The following is a 20,482-nucleotide window of genomic DNA, read 5'->3' as shown; positions in this document are numbered from 1 at the left end:
CCACGCGCGCGTGGCCCCTATCTTGCGGACCTGCCAGAATCTGCCGAATGCGCTTCGGCATCCTGGGCCCCCTCGAGATCCGCACCACGGACGGCAGCCCCCTGGACCCCGGCGGCCCCCGCCCCCGCGCGCTGCTCACCCTGCTCCTCCTGGACGCGGGCCGGACCGTCTCCACGGAGCGGCTGACCGACGGTCTGTACGGCGCCGGGCCGCCGGCCGGGGCCGCCAACGCCCTCCAGTCCCAGGTCTCCCGGCTACGCAGACGGCTCGGTCCGGGCATCGGGATCGAGGCCGACCCCACGGGTTACCGCATCGCCGTCTCCCCCGACGCCGTCGACGCCCACCGCTTCGAGCGGCTCTCCCGTGACGGAGCCGCGGCCCTCGCCCAGGGCGACCACTCCCGGGCCGCGGCCTTGCTCCAGGAGGCGCTCACCTTGTGGCGCGGCCCGGCCCTGGCCGACCTCCCGGGCGCGCACGCCCGGGTGAGCCGCCTCGAAGAGCTGAGGCTCACCGCCGTACAGGACCGTGTCGACGCGGACCTCGCGCTCGGCGGCGGCCCCGCACTCGTCCCGGAGCTGCGCGAACTGCTCGGCGCGCATCCCCTGAGCGAGCGGCTGTACGGACAGCTGATGCGGGCACTGCACGCGAGCGGCAGGGCCGCCGAGGCGCTGACGGTGTACGAGCAAGCGCGGCGCACCCTCGCCGAGGAACTGGGCGCCGACCCCTCGTCCGACCTGTCCGCCCTCCACCTGGAACTGCTCCAGGGCGAGGGCCCCGCCCACCGGCGGCTCCCCGCCCAGCTGACCCGCTTCATCGGGCGCGACGGTGAACTCGCGCGCATCGGCGCTCTGCTCACCCAGGAGCGCCTGGTCACACTCACCGGGCCGGGCGGAGCGGGCAAGACCCGCCTGGCGATCGAGCTCGCCCGTGCGAACGCGGACGCGCGCGTCAGCGCAAACGCTCGCGTGAACGGTTACGCACACGTTTGCCTCGTCGAGCTCGCCCCTCTCACCGACCCCTCCCAGCTCCCCTACGCCCTGCTCACCGCCCTTGGTCTGCGCGAAGGTTTCCGCACTCCCTCGGGGGACACCACCGACCGCCTCCTCGCCGCCCTGGAGGACCGCGAGCTGCTGCTCGTCCTGGACAACTGCGAGCATCTGGTCGAGGACGTGGCACGGATCACCGGGCTGCTCCTCGGCGCCTGCCCAGGTGTGCGGATCCTCGCCACGAGCCGTGAGTCGCTGGGGATCACCGGTGAGGTGCTGTGCACGGTGCCACCGCTGTCGGCGGAGCCTGCCGCGCGACTTTTCCTGGACCGGGCGGCCGCCGTGCGCCCCGGTTTCGCGGGGCACGCGCGCGTACCGGACATCTGCGCCGCCCTGGACGGGCTGCCGCTGGCGATCGAGCTGGCGGCGGCGCGGCTGCGGACGCTGACCCCGGACGAACTGGCCGACCGCCTCGCCGAACACGTCGAGGACGACCGCTTCCGGCTGCTGTCCCGGGGTGACCGAACCAAGGCGCCCCGGCACCGCACCCTTCGTGCCGTCGTGGAGTGGAGCTGGGAGCTGCTGGACGAGGAGGAGCGGGAGCTGGCGCGACGGCTGACCGTGTTCTCCGGGGGCGCGACGGTCGAGGCGGTCCAGGCGGTGTGCGGAACGCCCCATCCGGAGGACCTGCTGGCCTCGCTGGCGGAGAAGTCGTTCCTGGAGGTCACCGAGGGGCGCTACCGGATGCTGCAGACCATCCGCGCGTTCGGCGCCGAGCACCTGGTCCGCGCGGGCGAGCAGCACCGGCTGCGGGACGCCCACGCCGCGTACTTCCTGCGGCTGGCCGAACGGGCGGAGCCGCTCCTGCGCGGCGGTGGCCAGTTGCCCTGGCTGGACCGGCTGACCGCCGAGCACGGAAACCTGGACGCGGCCCTACGCCATCTCGTGCACGCCGACCGGGAGAAGGCCCTGCGGCTGATGGCCGGGCTCTCCTGGTTCTGGCGCTTGCGCGGTCTCTACGGAGAACAGGTGTCCCCGGCCCGGGAGCTGCTCGCGGCCGTGGGCGCCGAGCCGCCGGCGGGTCTCGCGGAGGAGTACGTCCTGTGCGTGATCAACGCGCTCTCGGGCGAGAGGGACGACCCGGCCGACCAGCGGCGCCTGGCCCGTGTGGAGGACGTACTGGCCGGGCTGCGCGGACCCCTGCGCCTGCCCTTCACCGTGGTGCTGTGGTCGGTGGTGGGTGGACCGCGGCCCGCCGCGAACGACCGGGTGCGGGTGCAGGTCGGGGACGACGCGTGGGGGCGGGCTCTTCTTGATGTCGGCCTCGGCTTCCAGGAGCAGTTCGCCGGGCGTCCGGCGGCGTCCGAGGAGTCGTTCGCGCGGTCACTGACGGGTTTTCGCGCGACCGGGGACCGCTGGGGCATGGCGAACTGCCTCGACCCGCTGGGCATGTTCGCCGACTGGCGCGGAGAACACCGGCGCGCTCTCGAACTGCTCGACGAAGGGCTCTCGTACGTCAGGGAGTTGGCCGCTCCCGAGGAGACCTCGGACCTCCTGCGCAACCGTGCGACCGTGCTGCTGCACCAGGGGGAACTTGCCGGGGCGAGGGAGCACTTCAGCCAGGCCCTGACGCTGGCCCGCACCGTGGGCCTCGCCGACAAGGTGGCGGGTGCCCTGCGGGGCCTGGGAGACGCCGCTCGGCTCGCGGGAGACACCGGTCACGCGCGTGTGCACTACGAAAGCGCCCTGGAGGCCTGCGCCGCCAACTGGTTCAGCATCGGGGAGACCGTGCGCATCCTCATCGGTCTGGGCCGCTCCGCGGCCGCGCGGGGGCGCCTCGACGAGGCGCGTGACTGGGCCCGCCAGGCGGCCGACCTCGCCGTCGAAAGTCCCGGAGTACTGGAACTCGCCGAGTCCGCGGAGGCGTTGGCGGTCCTCGCCGACTCGCCCGAGCGCGCCGCCGTCCTGCTGGGCGCCGCCGTCGGCCTGCGCGGGGCGGCACTGCGGGGCGACCCCGAAGCCGTACGCAATGAACGGGACATCCGCGAAAAGCTGTCCCCCGAAGCGTACGAAAAGGCCTTTGCGCAGGGGCGAGCGCCCGGGGCTGCGGCACTCACCGCCGACTAGGACGGCGACGCCGACCGGCGTCCGGGCGCGCGGTCAACGAACGGTAGGAGCACGGTCAGCGCCTCCCGCGAAGCTCCTGCCCATGACAACGAACAACACGGCAACGAACACGACACCGAACACGAGACCGGACGCGACACCGAACACAACACCGGACGCGACACCGGACATGGCGGAGAACCCGGCGGGGAAGCTCGCCCACCTCCACGTCCTCGTCTCCGGCGCCAGCGTCGCGGGCCCCGCCCTCGCCCTCAACCTGATCCGGTACGGCGCCCGCGTCACCGTCGTCGAGAAGGCACCCGACCTGCGCCCGGGCGGATTCGCGGTCGACTTCCGGGGGCACGTCCACCGGACCGTCCTGACCGCCATGGGCATCTGGGACGAGATCCACGCCCATCAGACGCACATGGGCCGTCAGACCGTCGTCGACGCCGACGGCACCCCGCGCGTGGACCTGCCGGCCGAGATGATGAGCGGCGACGTGGAGATCTTCCGCGGTGAGCTGGCGCGGATCATGTACGAACGCACCAAGGACAAGGTGGAGTACGTCTTCGGGGACTCGATCGCCACCTCACCGAGACCCCGGAAGGCGTCGACGTGACCTTCGAGCGCGGCGCCCCGCGCCGCTTCGACCTCGTCGTGGGCGCCGACGGACTGCACTCCCTCACCCGTCGGCTCGTCTTCGGTGAGGAGTCCCGCCACCTGCGCTTCCTCGACCACTACGTGGCGGCCTTCGGCGTCCCCAACGATCTGGGGCTCGCCCGCACCGGGCGGCTGTACAGCGAACCGGGGCGGGCGGTGGCCGTCGGCAACTACGACGGCGACCCGGACCGGGCGGGCGCGCTGCTCGTCTTCCGCTCCGAGAAGCTGGAGTTCGACCGCCGTGACGTGGCCGCGCAGAAGCGGATCCTGGCGGAACGGTTCGCCGGGATGGGCTGGGAGACACCGGGGGTCCTCAAGGCCCTGGAGCGGGCCGACGACCTGTACTTCGACGCGATCGCCCAGATCCATGTCGACCGGTTCACCCAGGGGCGCGTGGCGCTGCTCGGGGACGCCGGGTACGGGGCCACGATGGGCGGCATGGGCACCGGGGTGGCGATCGTAGGGGCGTACGTCCTGGCCGGCGAGCTGGCCCTCGCGGGCGGCGACCACCGCGGCGCCTTCGCCGAGTACGAGAGCCGCGTCCGGCGCTTCGCCAAGGGCTGCCAGAAGATCTCGGGCAACGCGGGGCCGTTCTTCGCGCCGCCGACCGAGCGGCGGATCCGCAGCCGGGACCGCGCGTACCGGCTGCTCAGCTCCCGCCTCCTGGCGGGCTTCTTCAAGAAGCTCACCGAGAAGGCGGCCACCGGCATCAAGCTCCGCGAATACCCCGCCTGACGGGGTGGGCGGCTACGACTCGATGTCCCCGAAGTGGTCCCAGCCGCCCTTGCTGGTCCAGGGCGCGCCGTCCACCGTGACCTGGGGCAGCGCCGAGGGGTTGAGGACCTCGCCGATCACCTTCCAGCGCGCGGGCAGCTTCACGTCCGGCGGGAAGGCCGCCACGATCGCGTGGTCCTCCCCGCCGGTCAGCACCCACTGGATGGGGTCGACGCCGACGGCCTGGCCGATGTCGTTCATCTGGGAGGGGATGTCGATCGCGCCCGAACGGATGTCGATCCGCACCTTGCTCGCCTCGGCGATGTGGCCCAGGTCGGCGATCAGCCCGTCGCTCACGTCGCACATCGCCGTCGCGCCGAGCCCGGCGGCGGCCGGACCCGCGTGGTAGGGCGGCTCGGGGCGGCGGTGGGCCTCTACGAAGGCGCGCGGTGAGCGGAAGCCGCGGGAGAGCACCGCGTGCCCGGCCGCCGACCAGCCCAGCCAGCCCGTCACGGCGATCACGTCACCGGGCTGGGCGCCGCCCCGGGTGACGGGCTCGTGGTTGCGCAGATCGCCGAGCGCGGTGATCGAGATCATGATGGTGTCGCCGCGCACGACATCGCCGCCGACCACGGACGCGCCCGCGACCTGGCACTCGTCGCGCAGCCCGTCCATCATCTCGGAGGGCCAGGTGGCCGGGAGTTCGGCCGGGACGACCAGACCGAGCAGCAGCGCGGTCGGTACGGCGCCCATCGCGGCGATGTCCGCGAGGTTCTGCGCGGCCGCCTTGCGCCCGACGTCGTACGCCGTGGACCAGTCGCGGCGGAAGTGCCGTCCCTCCAGGAGGATGTCGGTGCTCGCTACCACCCTGCGGTCGGGCGCGGCCACCACCGCGGCGTCGTCGCCGGGGCCGACCCGGACCGCCGGGGTGGTGGTGAGACGCGAGGTGAGCTCCTTGATGAGCCCGAACTCCCCCAACTCGCCCACGGTGCCCTTCATGATCGTACTGCTCCCTCTGCCGCTACCCGTGCCCGGTCGCGAGCCGTCTTCGTACTCGGTACGGTCGAGTTGACCGTCAACTTGTGCAGTCCGTGCACCCCGGCGCGCAAGCCCCAGCCACCGCGGGTCTCCCCGTGGCGAGCGGCGACGCGATACCGTGGCGTTCCTTTTCCCCACATGATCCTCGTGGCCGCCCTGGAGGTTCCGTGGTACAGGCGTACATCCTGATCCAGACGGAGGTCGGCAAAGCGTCGACCGTCGCCGAGACGATCAGCAAGATCCCGGGGGTGATCCAGGCCGAGGACGTGACAGGACCGTACGACGTGATCGTGCGCGCCCAGGCCGACACGGTCGACGAACTCGGCCGCATGGTGGTCGCGAAGGTCCAGCAAGTGGACGGCATCACCCGTACCCTGACCTGCCCGGTGGTGCACCTCTAGCCCCCGTCTACCCTTGGCCGGTGAACTTCTCCCGTCACCGGCACACCGCTCTCTTCGGGCTACCCGTTCTCGCCCTGTTGATCGCCGCCACAGGCTGCTCCTCAGCAGACGACGGCGGATCGGCCGTGGTTCCCAGCCCGGGGGCGAAGGCAACCGAGCTGTGTCAGAACCTGGACAAGGTGCTGCCGAAGAAGATCGACGGCCTCGACCGGAACGATCCCGAGCCCCGGTCCGCGCTGACCGCGGGCTGGGGAAGCCCGGCGATCATACTGCGCTGCGGTGTCGAACGACCCGCGAAGATGAGCGACCAGAACGCGCTCAGCGGCGAGGTGAACGGCGTCGGCTGGCTCATGGAGAAGCAGGACGACGGGTCGTACCGCTTCACCACGAGCCTGCGGCGAGCGTACGTCGAGGTCAGCGTGCCCAAGAAGTGGGTCCAGCGGGACGGGTCGGGCTCGCTGGTCGACCTGGCCGCGCCCATCAAGAAGGCGATCCCCGAAGGGATCGCCGACTGACGTACACACGTGCGCGCGGGGGCGTGTGCCCTGGAGCGGAACCCCGGTGCCCCAGGTCTACCGAAGCCCCGTCGAGCGGCGCAGCGCCGCCCGGATCAGGCGGTCCACCAGCTCCGGGTAGGCCACACCGCTCGCCTCCCACATCTTCGGGTACATGGAGATGGGCGTGAAGCCCGGCATGGTGTTGATCTCGTTGATCACGAACTCGCCGTCCTCGGTGAGGAAGAAGTCCGCGCGCACCAGGCCCTCGCAGGAGGCGGCCTCGAACGCGTCGACCGCGAGCCGCTGGACCTCGGCGGTCTGCTCGGGGGTCAGCGGGGCGGGCACGAGACCGGGCGTCGAGTCGATGTACTTCGCCTCGAAGTCGTAGTACGCGTGCGACTGCACGGGCGGGATCTCGGCGGGCACGCTGGCGCGCGGACCGTCCTCGAACTCCAGCACCCCGCACTCGATCTCGCGGCCGCGCAGCAGCGCCTCCACGACGATCTTCGGGTCGTGGCGCTGGGCCTCCTCGATCGCCTCGCCCAGGCCTTCGAGGGAGTCGACCTTGGTGATGCCGATCGAGGAGCCCGCGCGCGCGGGCTTGATGAACAGCGGCCAGCCGTGCTCACCCGCGAAGTCGATGATCTTCTTGCGGGCGGCGGACTCGTCACGCTCCCACTCACGGGGCCGGATCACCACGTACGGGCCGACGGGCAGCCCGAAGGAGGTGAACACCCGCTTCATGTACTCCTTGTCCTGGCCGACGGCCGAGGCGAGCACACCCGCACCGACGTACGGGACTCCGGAGAGCTCCAGGAGGCCCTGGAGGGTGCCGTCCTCGCCGTAGGGGCCGTGCAGCACGGGGAAGACGACGTCGACCTCGCCCAGGGCCTTGGGGACCGATCCGGGCTCGCTGTAGACGACTTCGCGGTTGGCCGGGTCGACGGGGAGGATCACGCCGCCCTCGTTCGACTCGGCGAGCTGCTCCACGTCCGGCTGGCGCCGGTCGACGATGGCCATCCGGTCCGGTTCGTCGGCGGTGAGCGCCCAACGGCCGTCCCGGGTGATGCCGATCGGCAGGACGTCGTACTTGGTCCGGTCGATGGCGCGCAGGACGGCGCCGGCCGTGACCACGGAGATCCCGTGTTCGGAGCTGCGGCCGCCGAAGACGACGGCCACGCGCGGCTTGCGAGGCGGCTGCTCAGGGCTCTGGGGGAGGTTCTCGGTGCTCATATCGCGTTGAGAGTACCCGTTGGTACGGCGCTGAGTCAGCGCCCCACCGCGGCCGTTGTCCAACGTCGCACGGGTGGTCGCTCAGCGTCGTACGAGCCGTTGCGGAGCGTTGATTCCCGGCGCCGCGGCATGGATCCTCAGCGGCGCTCGGGCTTGGCGCTGCGCCCCATCAGCTCCTTGACCGCGACGACCGGCGACTTGCCCTCGTGGACGATGCCGACGACCGTCTCGGTGATGGGCATGTCGACGCCGTGCCTGCGGGCCAGATCCAGCACGGACTCACAGGACTTGACGCCCTCGGCGGTCTGCTTGGTGACCGCGATGGTCTCCTGGAGGGTCATGCCCCTGCCGAGGTTGGTGCCGAAGGTGTGGTTGCGCGACAGCGGCGAGGAGCAGGTGGCCACCAGGTCGCCGAGGCCCGCGAGTCCGGAGAAGGTCAGCGGGTCGGCGCCCATGACGATGCCGAGTCGGGTGGTCTCGGCGAGTCCGCGCGTGATCAGCGAGCCCTTGGCGTTGTCTCCCAGGCCCATGCCGTCCGCGATGCCGACGGCGAGACCGATCACGTTCTTCACCGCGCCGCCCAGCTCGCAGCCCACCACGTCGGTGTTCGTGTACGGGCGGAAGTACGGGTTGTGGCTGGCGGCCTGGAGGCGCTGGGCGACCGCTTCGGAGGTGCAGGCGACCACGGCGGCGGCCGGCATCCGGGCGGCGATCTCACGGGCCAGGTTCGGGCCGGTGACCACGGCGATACGGTCGGCGCCGACCTTGGCGACGTCCTCGATCACCTCGCTCATCCGCATCGCGGAACCGAGTTCGACGCCCTTCATGAGGGAGACCAGGACCGTGTCGGGCTCCAGCAGCGGCGTCCACTCGGCGAGGTTGCCGCGCAGGGTCTGCGAGGGCACGGCGAGCACGGTGAAGTCGGCGTCACGCGCGGCCTCGGCGGCGTCGGTCGTCGCCCGCAGGTTCGCGGGGAGTTCGACGCCCGGCAGGTAGTCCGGGTTCGTACGCGTGGAGTTGACCGCCTCGACGAGCCCGGCACGCCGCGCCCACAGGGTGACCTCGCACCCCGCGTCGGCGAGCACCATGCCGAAGGCCGTACCCCACGATCCGGTCCCGAAGACGGCCGCCTTGACCGGCTTGCTCACGTGCTCTGCCCCTCTTCCTGCTGTGCCTGTGCCTGCTGCTGGGCCTGTGCCCGCTCCTGAGCCCTCTCCAGGGCCCTGGTACGCCTGCGCTGTTCGATCCGCACCTGGCGCGGGTCGTAGGGCGTCTCAGGGGCCTTCTCGCCGCGAATCTCCTCCAGCTGCACGGTGATGGCGGCCATGATGACCTCGGTGGCCTCCTTCAGGAGGTCCGGGCTCATCTCCTTGTCGTAGAAACGCGACAGGTCCACCGGAGGGCCCGCGAGGACGATGTGGGTCTTGCGCGGAAGGAGGTTGGGCTTCTTGGCGTACGGCGGCAGCAGTTCGTTGGCACCCCACTGGGCAACCGGAATCACCGGGCACTTGGTCTGCAGGGCGACCCGGGCGGCACCGGTCTTGCCGGTCATCGGCCAGCCGTCGGGGTCGCGGGTGAGGGTGCCCTCGGGGTAGAACGCGACGCACTCGCCGCGCTCCACGGCGTCGATCGCGGCCCGGAACGCGCTCAGCGCGTCGGTGCTCTCGCGATACACGGGGATCTGTCCGGTGCCGCGCATCGCGGCCCCCACGAATCCCTTCCTGAAAAGGCCGGCCTTGGCCAGGAAACGCGGAACACGCCCGGTGTTGTACTGATAGTGGGCATACGCGAACGGGTCCACATGCGAATTGTGGTTCACCGCGGTGATAAATCCGCCCTCAGCCGGAATGTTCTCCATTCCGCGCCAGTCCCGCTTGATCAGAACCACTAGTGGTGGTTTGCAGAGGACCGCTGCGAAGCGGTACCAGAAGCCGATTCTGCGGCGGGGCACGCGGACACCTTCCTCTTAGGGCCTGGGGGGCCGCACAAGTGTCGCCCCAGGCCGCCTGTCTGTCGAGAACACCGTACGCCCCGACGTCCGGACCGCCAGGGGTGCCGGGTCACAATGGGCGCGACAAGGGAGGAACGGAGCGCTCGTGCAGTGGACCTTGGTCATCCCCCTCAAAGCCCTGGCGCGGGCCAAGAGCAGGCTCTCGGACACCGCCGCCGACGCGGTGCGCCCCGGACTCGCCCTCGCCTTCGCGCAGGACACCGTGGCGGCCGCGCTGGCCTGCGCGGCGGTCGGCGATGTGGCGGTCGTCACGGACGACGCGCTGGCCGGACGGGAGCTGGCCGCACTGGGGGCGTGGATCGTGCCGGACGAACCGGGAGGCGGTCTGAACGCCGCGCTGGCGCACGCGACGGCGGCCGTACGCTCCCGAAGTCCCGAATGTGCCGTGGCCGCCCTCAACGCCGATCTGCCCGCGTTGCGTCCCCTGGAATTGGCCCGGGTACTCGATGCCGCCGCCGAATTCCCGCGTGCTTTTCTCTCCGATGCGGCCGCAATCGGTACCACTCTGCTGGCCGCATCCCCCGGCTGGGAATTGCGCCCCGCCTTCGGCACCGATTCCCGAGCCCGTCATCGCGCCTCGGGAGCCGCGGAACTCCTCCTCACCGCGGTGGATTCCGTACGCCAGGACGTGGACACCGGCGACGATCTGCGCGCGGCGCTCGCCCTGGGGGTGGGCCCGCGCACGGCCACGCTGGCGGCGAAACTCCTGATCCCGGGCCAACCGGGCCCTTGAACGCGCCCTGCCACGCGAACCGGCGTTCGCCGAAGCCCGGGTCAGCCGGACCCACCAGCGGCGCACACCGGCGCTGGATAGGCTTTCGGCATGCAGGCGACCGCGTACACGTACGACCCCGACACCCGTAGCGGACAGGTGCTGCTCGACGACGGCACGCCGGTGCCCTTCGACGGCGCGGCGTTCGACGCCGGCGGGCTCAGGCTGCTGCGCCCGGGACAGCGCGTGCGCATCGAGACCGAGGGGGACGGCGAGGCCCGCCGGATCACCCTGGTGACGCTCCAGACCTTCTGACCTGACCTTCCGACCGCACCTGCGCCGGACCTTCCGACCGGACCTTCCGACCGCACCTTCGCCGGACCATCGCCGGACCGTCCGACCAGGCCCTCTCACCAGGTCCCGGACACGCCGCGGGCCGGGCTCCCCGTGGGAGTCCGGCCCGGCGCGTGAGTTGCCCTGCGCCCCTGCTTCTAGCGGGCGGTGGCCTTCTTGGCGGTGGTCTTGCGAGCGGTCGACTTCTTGGCGGGGGCCTTCTTGGCGGTCGCCTTCTTCGCCGGGGCCTTCTTGGCCGTCGCCTTCTTGGCGGTGGTCTTCTTCGCCGCGGTCTTCTTGGCGGTCGCCGTGGTCTTCTTGGCGGTCGTCTTCTTCGCGGTCGCCGTGGTCTTCTTCGCCGCGGTGGCGGTCTTCTTCGCGGCCGTCTTCTTCACGGCGGGGGTGGTCTTCTTCGCGGCCGTCGCCCTCTTGGCGGTGGTGGCCTTCTTGGCCGCGGCCTTCTTCACCGTCGCCGCGGCGCCGCCGGTCAGGCTGCCCTTGGGCGCCTTCTTGACGGCAACCTCGCCACCACGCGGGAGCTTCTTCGAGCCGCTCACCAGGTCCTTGAAGCCCTGACCCGCACGGAAGCGCGGCACAGAGGTCTTCTTGACCCGAACACGCTCACCGGTCTGCGGGTTGCGGGCGTAACGAGCCGGACGGTCGACCTTCTCGAAGGAACCGAAGCCGGTGACCGAGACCCGGTCCCCGCCGACAACTGCACGGACGATCGCGTCCAGTACGGCGTCGACCGCGTCGGCGGCCTGCTGACGCCCGCCGACCTTGTCGGCAATCGCTTCTACGAGCTGCGCCTTGTTCACGTCTTCCCCTTCGGAGACATTGCCCGAACGAATGCGTTCAAGCTTTTTCGCACGTTAGGCAGATATATACCGCAAATCAAACACGAAACGGGCTAATCACCCTTGTGCCGCAACGAACTCGGGCTGTCGCGGAGTTCCTCAGCGTTCCCCTTCGAGGAATCGACCCTCGTCGAGGTCGGTGGTGAACCGCTCCAGCCGCCTTGTCGCGTCGGCGAGATCGTGCTTGGCCACGGCCGTAATGACCAGCAGCTTCCGGGTCAGCGCCATCCGTACGCCCTCCGGGACTTGCAGTGCGCGCACTCTTGTGTGCGCTTCCTTCAGTTGGGCCGCGACTGCCGCATAGAGCTCGAGTTGGCCGTCGTGTTCCATGCACAGATTGTGCCATCTGGGGCGAGTTGTCGCCTGCCCAGGGGGTAACTGCCGTCCCTGGAGAGGGTCCTGAGCACCTCGGAGCGTCGCGGCCCCAAGAGGCGCGTACCCAGGCAATCTCCTTTGTAACTAGGGGAGTTGAGACCCCCGGAAGGGACGCTTCGGGAGCGTCCGGGGGCAGACACAGCTGTACCCCCAACCGTCCACGATTGGGGGTACAGAGGGGTGTTGCGGTGGCTGAAATCAGCCCTGCCTCAGTCGCGAAGCGGGCCGGACGTCAGACCTGGAGCGTCTTCGGCTTGTACGACGGCCGCTTGGCCTCGTACTCCGCGATGTCGCCCTCGTTCTGGAGGGTGATGGAGATGTCGTCCAGCCCGTTCAGCAGCCGCCAGCGGGCGTTCTCGTCGAGCTCGAAGGCGGCGGTGATGCCCTCGGCGCGCACCTCGCGGGCCTCCAGGTCGACCGTGATCTCGGCCTCGGGGTCCTGCTCCGTCAGCTCCTGGAGCGCGTCCACGGTCTTCTGCTCCAGCACCACCGTGAGCAGGCCGTTCTTGAGCGAGTTGCCACGGAAGATGTCCGCGAACCGGGACGAGATGACGGCCTTGAAACCGTAGTTCTGCAGCGCCCAGACGGCGTGCTCGCGCGAGGAGCCGGTGCCGAAGTCGGGGCCCGCGACCAGCACCGTGGCGCCCTTGCGCTCGGGCTGGTTGAGGATGAAGGACGAGTCCTTGCGCCAGGCCTCGAACAGCCCGTCCTCGAAACCGTCCCTGGTCACCTTCTTGAGCCAGTGGGCGGGGATGATCTGGTCGGTGTCGACGTTGCTGCGGCGCAGCGGAACGGCCCGGCCGGTGTGCGTGATGAATGCTTCCATGACTTCTCAGACTCCAGCGGGCGTGCGGGCGGCAGACGAGTCGGCGAGATCGGCCGGGGAGGCCAGGTGACCGAGTACGGCGGTGGCGGCGGCGACCTGCGGCGACACCAGGTGCGTACGGCCGCCCTTGCCCTGCCTGCCCTCGAAGTTGCGGTTCGAGGTGGACGCGGAGCGCTCACCGGGGGCCAGCTGGTCGGGGTTCATGCCCAGACACATCGAGCAGCCCGCGTGCCGCCACTCGGCGCCGGCCTCCTTGAAGACCACGTCCAGGCCCTCGGAGACGGCCTGCAGACCGACCCGCGCGGAACCGGGGACCACCAGCATCCGTACGCCGTCAGCGACTTTGCGGCCCTCGACGATCGCGGCGGCGGCGCGCAGGTCCTCGATGCGGCCGTTGGTGCAGGAACCTACGAAGACGGTGTCGACCTTGATGTCGCGCAGCGGCTGCCCGGCGGTCAACCCCATGTACTCCAGGGCCTTTTCGGCGGCCAGGCGCTCCGAAGCGTCTTCGTACGAAGCCGGGTCGGGGACGGACGCCGAAAGCGGCGCTCCCTGGCCCGGGTTGGTGCCCCAGGTGACGAACGGCGCCAGCGACGGGCCGTCGATGACCACCTCGGCGTCGAAGACCGCGTCCCCGTCCGACTTCAGGGTCTTCCAGTACGCGACCGCGGCGTCCCACTCCTCGCCCTCGGGGGCGTGCGCACGGCCCTTGAGGTACTCGAAGGTGGTCTCGTCGGGGGCGATCATGCCCGCGCGGGCGCCGGCCTCGATCGACATGTTGCAGATGGTCATCCGGGCTTCCATCGAGAGCTTCTCGATGGCGGAGCCGCGGTATTCCAGGATGTAGCCCTGGCCGCCACCCGTACCGATCTTGGCGATGATCGCCAGGATCAGGTCCTTGGCGGTGACGCCGTCGGGCAGCTCGCCGTCGACCGTGATGGCCATGGTCTTGGGGCGGGCCAGCGGCAGCGTCTGGGTGGCCAGCACGTGCTCGACCTGCGAGGTGCCGATGCCGAACGCCAGCGCGCCGAAGGCGCCGTGCGTGGAGGTGTGGGAGTCGCCACAGACCACGGTGGTGCCGGGCTGGGTCAGACCCAGCTGCGGTCCCACCACGTGGACGACGCCCTGCTCGACGTCACCCAGCGAGTGCAGCCGTACACCGAACTCGGCGCAGTTCTTGCGCAGGGTCTCCAGCTGGGCCCGGGAGACCGGGTCCGCGATGGGCTTGTCGATGTCGAGGGTCGGGGTGTTGTGATCCTCGGTGGCGATGGTGAGGTCGAGACGGCGCACGGGACGCCCCGCCTGGCGGAGGCCGTCGAAGGCCTGCGGGCTGGTCACCTCGTGCAGCAGGTGCAGATCGATGAAGAGGAGGTCGGGCTCGCCCTCGGCGCGCCGGACGACATGGTCGTCCCAGACCTTCTCCGCGAGTGTCCTACCCATCGCTTTCCCTCCGGCCGGCCTGTGTGGCGCCGGCCCAACTAGAGATTTCCTGGGGCGGCGGCGTCCGTACCCCTCGTCCGGACGCCCTCCACCGGGCCCGTTGGTCCGCGGGCCGCTGTGTCTACAAGGGTGGCGCGTTCCACGGAAAATTGAACTTGCGTTTCACAGAGTGAGACGCGAGTATCGTTGCATGGACAACAGTAGCGGCGTCGGCGTTCTGGACAAGGCAGCCCTTGTCCTGAGCGCTCTGGAGTCCGGTCCGGCCACCCTCGCGGGACTGGTCGCGGCGACCGGACTGGCACGACCCACGGCACATCGCCTCGCCGTGGCACTTGAACACCACCGCATGGTGGCGCGTGACATGCAGGGCCGTTTCATTCTCGGCCCCCGCCTCGCCGAGCTGGCCGCGGCCGCGGGCGAGGACCGTCTCCTCGCGACGGCCGGCCCGGTGCTCACGCATCTGCGCGACGTCACGGGCGAGAGCGCCCAGCTCTACCGCCGCCAGGGCGACATGCGCATCTGCGTCGCCGCGGCCGAGCGCCTGTCCGGCCTTCGGGACACGGTCCCGGTCGGCTCGACGCTCACGATGAAGGCCGGTTCCTCGGCGCAGATCCTGATGGCGTGGGAGGAGCCGGAGCGCCTGCACCGCGGTCTCCAGGGCGCCCGCTTCACCGCCACGGCGCTCTCGGGCGTACGGCGCCGGGGCTGGGCCCAGTCGATCGGCGAGCGCGAGCCGGGTGTCGCGTCGGTCTCCGCGCCCGTACGCGGCCCCTCGAACCGGGTGGTGGCCGCCGTCTCGGTCTCCGGTCCGATCGAGCGCCTGACCCGGCACCCGGGCCGTATGCACGCCCAGGCCGTCATCGACGCCGCCGGCCGCCTCTCCGAGGCCCTCCGCCGCACGGGCTGAGCCTCACCTCCGGTACGACACCGGGGGACGAGCCGGCCTCAACGCCGCGGCAGGCTCATCCCCCGGACACCTCCCCGCCCCCGCAAGGGGCGCGAGGAACTGCGCGAGGGACCACGAACATCCCGCACGGCCCGATCAACCATCGCTCCCACAGGTGCGCGGGGAACGCGCGACCAGCCTCAGCCGCCCCGCGCCCTTGGATCAACCCGCCACTCCCCCGGCCTCCGCCCCGGCCTTGGGCGACCGATGAGCGAACCGGTCCGCCGCCCGCCGCCCCCGCTTCTCCACGGGCAACGCCCCGTACGCGGCCGCGAGCCCGAAGGGCGGCATGTCCGCGTAGATCGACTCGTACGATCCCTCCGGCACCACATACGCCTCGTGCCAGATCCCCACGTGCTGGCGCACCTTCCCCGCCCGTTCCTTGCGGTTGATGATCGCCCACACCTTGTGGTGGAACATGTCGGGCGCCGACGCGTACGCGTACAGCTTCTCCTTGGACTCCCAGTACTGGACGACGTAGTACGTCCGTGGTGACGCCGTCAGCAGCACCCGGCCGAGCAGACCTCGACTGCCGTCCTTCTCCAGGTCCCGGACCATGCGCAGCATGGCGAAGAACACCGGGCCCCACTGGTGCACCGCCCAGAAGTGGTTGACGCGCATGCCGATCAGCAGGACGACCACGTCCCCCTCGGCTGCCGCGGTGGTACGGCCTGCGGCCACGGGCTTCCCGAACATGTCGTCCCCCTGTTGGTTAGCAGCACTATCCGATGACCTCTGTTTGGATAGTGCCGCCACCCAAGGAAGGGCGCAAGGGATGCGGCTGTCGGAGTTGAGCGAGCGCAGCGGGGTGTCCACCGCGACGATCAAGTACTACCTGCGCGAGGGGCTGTTGGCTCCGGGCCGCCGGATCAGTGCGACGACGGCGGAGTACGACGAGAGCCATCTGCGCAGGCTGCGGCTGGTGCGGGCACTGATCCAGGCGGGCCGGGTCCCCGTGGCGACGGCCAAGGAGATCCTCGGGCACGTCGACGACGAGTCCCTGGGCCGGACGATCCGGCTGGGCGCGGCCCTGTGGGCGCTGCCCCAGGAGCCCGAACCGGACGAGCGGGACCCGGCCGTCCGGTCCGCGCGCCGCGAGGTGGACCGACTCCTGGAATCGCTGGGCTGGGAGACCGCCCAGGAACTGAGCACCCTCTCCCCCGTGCACCGCTCCCTGGTCTCGGCGGTGGCCACGCTCATCCGGCTCGGCTACGCCTGGGACGCCGAACTCATGGCGCCGTACGCGCAGTTGATGCACCAGGCGGCGGTCCGCGACCTGGACTTCCTGGAGAAGCATCCCTCGGAGGAGGAGAAGGTCGAGACGGCGGTCGCGGCGGCGGTTCTCTTCGAGCCGGTCCTCAAGGCGCTGCACCGGCTGGCCCAGGAGGAGGAGTCGGCTCGGCGCTACGGCATCGAGTGACGCGTACGACATCCGGGACGGCGGAGTGCGGGGCGGCGGAGTCCGTGAACCCGGGGGCGGGACCGCCGGCTCCGGACCCCGCAAACGCCGAACGGACCCCCACCGAAGTGGAGGCCCGTCGGACTCACGTACCCCCGACCGGATTCGAACCGGCGCTACCGCCTTGAGAGGGCGGCGTGCTAGGCCGCTACACAACGGGGGCAAGGATCACAAGTGATCCAGCTGGGCTACCAGGACTCGAACCTAGAACAACGGAACCAGAAACCGTCGTGTTGCCAATTACACCATAGCCCAAAGGTGGTCTAGACCACCGAGTACCCCCGACCGGATTCGAACCGGCGCTACCGCCTTGAGAGGGCGGCGTGCTAGGCCGCTACACAACGGGGGCCCTAGCGATCCTGCATGAGAGGCAGCGGGTGCGACCCTGACTGCCTTCCTGGGAAGGATCTGTACCCCCGACCGGATTCGAACCGGCGCTACTGCCTTGAGAGGGCAGCGTGCTAGGCCGCTACACAACGGGGGCGTTGCGGAATCGATCTCCGCGTTTGCAGATGAGCTCTGCGAGCTGGCCTACCAGGACTCGAACCTAGACTAACGGAACCAGAAACCGTCGTGCTGCCAATTACACCATAGGCCACTGAAACTCAATCCCCTGCGGAGATCTTGTTTTAGCTTGCGCCTCCGGTTTCGGACCTTTCGGCCCGCTCTCCGGCGGCGCAGGAAGAACATTACCTGAAGGTGGACGGCGCTCCAAAACGGGTATCGGCGCCGACGATCGCGGGGAGTTCGGCCAGCGAGGCGATCCGGTGCGGGCCGACGGGTGGGTCGACGACGGCCCGGCCCCCCTCGCGATCGAGCCAGACCGACAGCAGACCGGCGTCGGCGGCTCCCCGTCCGTCGATCTCCGGGTGGTCGCCGACGTACGCGACCTGCCGCGGGGCGAGTTCCAGTGCCTCGCAGGCCGCGTGGAAGGCCTGGGCGTCCGGCTTGGAGACGCCGAGCTCGGCGGCGCACAGGACGGCCTCGAAACGGTCGCGCACACCGAGGACGCGCAGCTTGCGGTCCTGGACGGTGAGGCTGGAGTTCGACAGCACCCCGTGCCGGTGGCTGCCGGCGAGGGCGTCTAGGACGGGCAGGACGTCCGGGAAGAGGGTCCAGGCAGCCTCGTAGTGCGTGAGGTACCGCTGGAACCAGGCGTCGGCCTCGGCGTCCGTCAGCCGCTCGCCCAGGAAGACCCGGACTCGGTCCCGGCGCTGCCCCTCGAAGTCGGTCTCCCCCGCCGAGAAGCGCGCCCACTGCTGGTCGGTGATCTCGCGCCAGTGCGCGAGGGCCTGCTCGGCGGACTCGTACGCGTCGAGCAGTCCCTCGGCCGCCAGGTGGCCGTGCATGCCGGTGCGGTCGGCGGTGGTGTAGTCGAAGAGGGTGTCGTCCACGTCCCAGATCACGGCCCTGATGGTCATGGTTCGACGGTAACCCGGAGGAAGGTTCCCGTGTCGGCCGGTTGACGCTTGTCGCACCGGTGAACCGTCGGCGACCGCCTCGAACGCCGCTCCCACGGGCGGGGGTTGGGCGGACCCGGCGCCACGGCACACGACGAGGGGGCGGCGTCCGAACCGGACGCCGCCCCCTCGTCTCGTCGTACGACCCGCGGCTACAGCTTCGCCAGCGCCGCGTCGATGCGGGCCAGGGTCTTCTCCTTGCCCAGGATCTGCAGGGACTCGAAGAGCGGCAGGCCCACCGTGCGGCCGGTGACGGCGACGCGGACCGGGGCCTGGGCCTTGCCGAGCTTGAGGCCGTGCTCCTCGCCGGCGGCCAGGACGGCCTCCTTGAGGGACTCCGGGGAGGACCAGTCGGCGGCGTCCAGCTTCTCGCGGGCCGTGCGGAGCAGGGCGTCGCTGCCCTCCTTCATGGCCTTCGCCCAGGAGGCCTCGTCGACGGCCGGCTCCGGCAGGAACAGGAAGTCGACGTTGTCCGTGATCTCGGAGAGGACCTTCATCCGCGACTGCGCGTGCGGGGCGATGGCCAGCCACTTCGCCTCGTCGAAGTCCTCGGGCGCCCAGGGGGCGAAGGGGGCCCGCAGCCAGGGGGCGCAGCGCTCCGTGAAGTCCTTCACATCGAGCAGGCGGATGTGGTCGCCGTTGATCGACTCGGCCTTCTTGAGGTCGAAGCGGGCCGGGTTCGGGTTCACGTCCGTGACGTCGAAGGCGGCGACCATCTCGTCGATGGTGAAGATGTCGCGGTCCGCCGCGAGCGACCAGCCGAGCAGGGAGAGGTAGTTCAGCAGGCCCTCGGGGAGGAAACCGCGCTCCCTGTAGAGGTTGAGCGAGGACTCCGGGTCGCGCTTGGAGAGCTTCTTGTTGCCCTCGCCCATGACGTACGGCAGGTGGCCGAAGGCCGGGGTCGCCTTGGCGATGCCCAGCTCGATCAGCGCCTTGTAGAGGGCGATCTGCCGCGGGGTGGAGGAGAGCAGGTCCTCACCGCGCAGGACGTGGGTGATCTCCATCAGGGCGTCGTCGACCGGGTTGACCAGGGTGTAGAGCGGCGCGCCGTTCGCCCGGACGATGCCGTAGTCCGGAACGTTCTCCGGGAGGTAGGTGATCTCGCCGCGGACCAGGTCCGTGAAGGTGATCGCCTCGTCGGGCATCCGGAAGCGGACGATGGACGTGCGGCCTTCGGCCACGTAGGCGGCCTTCTGCTCGTCGGTGAGGTCGCGGCAGTGGCCGTCGTAGCCGGAGGGCTTGCCGGCGGCGCGGGCGGCCTCGCGGCGGGCGTCCAGCTCCTCGGTGGAGCAGTAGCAGTGGTACGCGTGGCCGGCGTCCAGCAGCTTCTGGGCGACATCCTTGTAGATGTCCATGCGCTGCGACTGGCGGTACGGCGCGTGCGGGCCGCCGATCTCGGGGCCCTCGTCCCAGTCGAAGCCCAGCCAGCGCATCGAGTCGAGCAGCTGGTCGTACGACTCCTCGGAGTCGCGGGCCGCGTCGGTGTCCTCGATGCGGAAGACCAGGGTGCCTTCGTTGTGCCGGGCGAACGCCCAGTTGAACAGGGCGGTACGGACCAGGCCCACGTGGGGGTTGCCGGTCGGGGACGGACAGAAACGGACGCGGACGTTCGCGTTAGCCACGCTTGATCACCTTGTTGGTGAGAGTGCCGATGCCTTCGATGGTGACGGCGACCTCGTCGCCGACGTTCAGGGGGCCGACCCCAGCCGGGGTGCCGGTGAGGATCACGTCGCCGGGGAGCAGCGTCATGGCCTCGGTGATGTTGACGATCAGGTCCTCGACGGAGTGGATCATCTCGCTGGTGCGGCCGAGCTGGCGCTGCGCGCCGTTGACCGTGCACTGGATCGTGATGCCCTCGGCGATCGAGGCGAGGTCGAGGTCCGTCTCCACCCAGGGGCCGAGCGGGCAGGAGTTGTCGAAGCCCTTGGCCCGTGCCCACTGCTTCTCGCGTTTCTGGACGTCACGCGCGGTGACGTCGTTGGCGCAGGTGTAACCGAGGATGACGTCCTTGACGCGCTCGCGAGGGACCTCGCGGCACATGCGGCCGATGACCACGGCGAGCTCGGCCTCGTGGTGCAGTTCGCTGGAGAAGGAGGGGTACTGGATGTCGTCGCCGGGGCCGATCACCGAGGTCGACGGCTTGAAGAAGGCGAACGGGGCGTCGGGCACCTCGTTGCCGAGCTCCTTCGCGTGCTCCGCGTAGTTGCGGCCGAAGGCCACGACCTTGTTCGGGAGCACCGGCGGCAACAGCCGCACCTTGCTCAGCGGGACCTTCGTACCGGAGAGCTCGAAGTCCGCGAACGGAATGCCCTTGATGATGTCGAGGACGAGCTCGTCCGGCTTGTCGCCCTCGACCGCGCCGAAAGCGACGTTGCCGTCGATGGAGAACCTGGCGATGCGCACGGGAACCTTGCGCCCCTCACTG

General features: G+C 70.4%; 19 protein-coding genes, 5 tRNA genes and 1 pseudogene. 8 read left to right on the top strand and 17 right to left on the bottom strand.

Going from position 1 to position 20,482, the window contains the following annotated elements; all coding sequences use genetic code 11:
- The first annotated feature begins 47 nt into the window (after positions 1-47).
- Complete coding sequence (locus tag ACIQTP_RS21320) at positions 48-3,113, top strand: ATP-binding protein (protein ID WP_403401789.1); 3,066 nt, start codon at positions 48-50, stop codon at positions 3,111-3,113.
- 169 nt (positions 3,114-3,282) lie between these two features.
- Positions 3,283-4,490, top strand: a pseudogene (locus tag ACIQTP_RS21315) (FAD-dependent monooxygenase).
- 12 nt (positions 4,491-4,502) lie between these two features.
- Here the strand turns inward: ACIQTP_RS21315 and ACIQTP_RS21310 are convergent.
- Complete coding sequence (locus tag ACIQTP_RS21310; RefSeq protein WP_054235392.1) at positions 4,503-5,468, bottom strand: thiamine-phosphate kinase; 966 nt, start codon at positions 5,466-5,468, stop codon at positions 4,503-4,505.
- A 206-nt stretch (positions 5,469-5,674) separates the two neighbouring features.
- Between ACIQTP_RS21310 and ACIQTP_RS21305 the strand changes: the two genes are divergently transcribed.
- Both ACIQTP_RS21305 and ACIQTP_RS21300 read left to right on the top strand, forming a co-directional pair.
- Complete coding sequence (locus ACIQTP_RS21305) at positions 5,675-5,908, top strand: Lrp/AsnC family transcriptional regulator (RefSeq protein WP_028802415.1); 234 nt, start codon at positions 5,675-5,677, stop codon at positions 5,906-5,908.
- 20 nt (positions 5,909-5,928) lie between these two features.
- Positions 5,929-6,423, top strand: coding sequence for a DUF3515 domain-containing protein (locus ACIQTP_RS21300; protein ID WP_403401787.1), 495 nt, complete (start codon positions 5,929-5,931; stop codon positions 6,421-6,423).
- A 57-nt stretch (positions 6,424-6,480) separates the two neighbouring features.
- On the opposite strand, the gene ACIQTP_RS21295 is transcribed toward ACIQTP_RS21300, so the two are convergent.
- The 3 genes from ACIQTP_RS21295 to ACIQTP_RS21285 all read right to left on the bottom strand — a co-directional run bounded on the left by ACIQTP_RS21295 (position 6,481) and on the right by ACIQTP_RS21285 (position 9,589).
- The gene (locus ACIQTP_RS21295) at positions 6,481-7,638 is read right to left on the bottom strand and encodes a D-alanine--D-alanine ligase family protein (protein WP_403401785.1); all 1,158 of its coding nucleotides are present in this window, start codon (positions 7,636-7,638) and stop codon (positions 6,481-6,483) included.
- Positions 7,639-7,775: 137 nt separating this feature from the next.
- Positions 7,776-8,786 carry an NAD(P)H-dependent glycerol-3-phosphate dehydrogenase gene (locus ACIQTP_RS21290; protein ID WP_403401783.1) on the bottom strand — a complete coding sequence of 337 codons (1,011 nt, stop codon included), beginning with the start codon at positions 8,784-8,786 and terminating at the stop codon, positions 7,776-7,778.
- Positions 8,783-9,589, bottom strand: a complete 807-nt coding sequence (locus ACIQTP_RS21285; RefSeq protein ID WP_403401782.1) for a lysophospholipid acyltransferase family protein — start codon at positions 9,587-9,589, stop codon at positions 8,783-8,785. The genes ACIQTP_RS21290 and ACIQTP_RS21285 overlap by 4 nt, the downstream gene beginning before the upstream one ends.
- Before the next feature lie 145 nt (positions 9,590-9,734).
- Between ACIQTP_RS21285 and cofC the strand changes: the two genes are divergently transcribed.
- A complete protein-coding gene (gene cofC, locus ACIQTP_RS21280) occupies positions 9,735-10,382 on the top strand; it encodes a 2-phospho-L-lactate guanylyltransferase (protein WP_403401780.1) in 648 nt (215 codons plus the stop codon).
- Positions 10,383-10,472: 90 nt separating this feature from the next.
- A complete protein-coding gene (locus ACIQTP_RS21275) occupies positions 10,473-10,676 on the top strand; it encodes a hypothetical protein (protein WP_054235398.1) in 204 nt (67 codons plus the stop codon).
- A 176-nt stretch (positions 10,677-10,852) separates the two neighbouring features.
- On the opposite strand, the gene ACIQTP_RS21270 is transcribed toward ACIQTP_RS21275, so the two are convergent.
- From ACIQTP_RS21270 to leuC, 4 genes are all read right to left on the bottom strand, one after another.
- Positions 10,853-11,512 carry an HU family DNA-binding protein gene (locus ACIQTP_RS21270; RefSeq protein ID WP_403401779.1) on the bottom strand — a complete coding sequence of 220 codons (660 nt, stop codon included), beginning with the start codon at positions 11,510-11,512 and terminating at the stop codon, positions 10,853-10,855.
- A 138-nt stretch (positions 11,513-11,650) separates the two neighbouring features.
- Entirely contained in the window at positions 11,651-11,881 is a 231-nt protein-coding gene (locus ACIQTP_RS21265) for a hypothetical protein (RefSeq protein WP_101400876.1), read from the bottom strand.
- A 277-nt stretch (positions 11,882-12,158) separates the two neighbouring features.
- Positions 12,159-12,752, bottom strand: coding sequence for a 3-isopropylmalate dehydratase small subunit (gene leuD / locus ACIQTP_RS21260; RefSeq protein ID WP_402045906.1), 594 nt, complete (start codon positions 12,750-12,752; stop codon positions 12,159-12,161).
- Between the two features lie 6 nt (positions 12,753-12,758).
- On the bottom strand, positions 12,759-14,192 hold the full coding sequence (leuC, locus tag ACIQTP_RS21255) for a 3-isopropylmalate dehydratase large subunit (protein WP_403401776.1): 1,434 nt from the start codon (positions 14,190-14,192) through the stop codon (positions 12,759-12,761).
- Between the two features lie 190 nt (positions 14,193-14,382).
- Between leuC and ndgR the strand changes: the two genes are divergently transcribed.
- A complete protein-coding gene (gene ndgR / locus ACIQTP_RS21250) occupies positions 14,383-15,099 on the top strand; it encodes an IclR family transcriptional regulator NdgR (RefSeq protein ID WP_010984119.1) in 717 nt (238 codons plus the stop codon).
- Between the two features lie 201 nt (positions 15,100-15,300).
- On the opposite strand, the gene ACIQTP_RS21245 is transcribed toward ndgR, so the two are convergent.
- On the bottom strand, positions 15,301-15,834 hold the full coding sequence (locus ACIQTP_RS21245; protein ID WP_403401774.1) for a DUF4188 domain-containing protein: 534 nt from the start codon (positions 15,832-15,834) through the stop codon (positions 15,301-15,303).
- Positions 15,835-15,913: 79 nt separating this feature from the next.
- On the opposite strand from ACIQTP_RS21245, the gene ACIQTP_RS21240 reads away from it, so the two are divergent.
- A complete protein-coding gene (locus tag ACIQTP_RS21240; RefSeq protein ID WP_403401772.1) occupies positions 15,914-16,558 on the top strand; it encodes a MerR family transcriptional regulator in 645 nt (214 codons plus the stop codon).
- Positions 16,559-16,687: 129 nt separating this feature from the next.
- Here ACIQTP_RS21240 and ACIQTP_RS21235 read toward each other — a convergent pair.
- The 8 genes from ACIQTP_RS21235 to ACIQTP_RS21200 all read right to left on the bottom strand — a co-directional run bounded on the left by ACIQTP_RS21235 (position 16,688) and on the right by ACIQTP_RS21200 (position 20,460).
- A tRNA-Glu gene (locus ACIQTP_RS21235) sits at positions 16,688-16,760 on the bottom strand.
- Positions 16,761-16,780: 20 nt separating this feature from the next.
- Positions 16,781-16,852 (bottom strand) — tRNA-Gln (locus ACIQTP_RS21230).
- Positions 16,853-16,873: 21 nt separating this feature from the next.
- Positions 16,874-16,946: transfer RNA gene (locus tag ACIQTP_RS21225), tRNA-Glu, on the bottom strand.
- Positions 16,947-17,008: 62 nt separating this feature from the next.
- Positions 17,009-17,081 (bottom strand) — tRNA-Glu (locus ACIQTP_RS21220).
- A 42-nt stretch (positions 17,082-17,123) separates the two neighbouring features.
- A tRNA-Gln gene (locus ACIQTP_RS21215) sits at positions 17,124-17,195 on the bottom strand.
- A gap of 91 nt (positions 17,196-17,286) precedes the next feature.
- The gene (locus tag ACIQTP_RS21210; RefSeq protein WP_403401770.1) at positions 17,287-18,018 is read right to left on the bottom strand and encodes an HAD family hydrolase; all 732 of its coding nucleotides are present in this window, start codon (positions 18,016-18,018) and stop codon (positions 17,287-17,289) included.
- Positions 18,019-18,209: 191 nt separating this feature from the next.
- A complete protein-coding gene (gltX, locus tag ACIQTP_RS21205) occupies positions 18,210-19,679 on the bottom strand; it encodes a glutamate--tRNA ligase (RefSeq protein ID WP_403401768.1) in 1,470 nt (489 codons plus the stop codon).
- On the bottom strand, positions 19,672-20,460 hold the full coding sequence (locus ACIQTP_RS21200; protein ID WP_168495883.1) for a fumarylacetoacetate hydrolase family protein: 789 nt from the start codon (positions 20,458-20,460) through the stop codon (positions 19,672-19,674). The genes gltX and ACIQTP_RS21200 overlap by 8 nt, the downstream gene beginning before the upstream one ends.
- Positions 20,461-20,482: the final 22 nt, after the last annotated feature.

This window comes from Streptomyces sp. NPDC090798 (assembly GCF_044768965.1).
Lineage (GTDB): Bacteria > Actinomycetota > Actinomycetes > Streptomycetales > Streptomycetaceae > Streptomyces.
This window is presented reverse-complemented; position numbering and strand designations above follow the sequence as displayed.

Coding starts and splice junctions, on each gene's coding strand:
- ACIQTP_RS21240 (WP_403401772.1), top strand. CDS start 15,914: ATGCGGCTGTCGGAGTTGAGCGAGCGCAGCGGGGTGTCCACCGCGACG.
- ndgR (WP_010984119.1), top strand. CDS start 14,383: ATGGACAACAGTAGCGGCGTCGGCGTTCTGGACAAGGCAGCCCTTGTC.
- leuC (WP_403401776.1), bottom strand. CDS start 14,192: ATGGGTAGGACACTCGCGGAGAAGGTCTGGGACGACCATGTCGTCCGG.
- ACIQTP_RS21275 (WP_054235398.1), top strand. CDS start 10,473: ATGCAGGCGACCGCGTACACGTACGACCCCGACACCCGTAGCGGACAG.
- leuD (WP_402045906.1), bottom strand. CDS start 12,752: ATGGAAGCATTCATCACGCACACCGGCCGGGCCGTTCCGCTGCGCCGC.
- ACIQTP_RS21265 (WP_101400876.1), bottom strand. CDS start 11,881: ATGGAACACGACGGCCAACTCGAGCTCTATGCGGCAGTCGCGGCCCAA.
- ACIQTP_RS21320 (WP_403401789.1), top strand. CDS start 48: ATGCGCTTCGGCATCCTGGGCCCCCTCGAGATCCGCACCACGGACGGC.
- ACIQTP_RS21295 (WP_403401785.1), bottom strand. CDS start 7,638: ATGAGCACCGAGAACCTCCCCCAGAGCCCTGAGCAGCCGCCTCGCAAG.
- ACIQTP_RS21245 (WP_403401774.1), bottom strand. CDS start 15,834: ATGTTCGGGAAGCCCGTGGCCGCAGGCCGTACCACCGCGGCAGCCGAG.
- ACIQTP_RS21210 (WP_403401770.1), bottom strand. CDS start 18,018: ATGACCATCAGGGCCGTGATCTGGGACGTGGACGACACCCTCTTCGAC.
- ACIQTP_RS21310 (WP_054235392.1), bottom strand. CDS start 5,468: ATGAAGGGCACCGTGGGCGAGTTGGGGGAGTTCGGGCTCATCAAGGAG.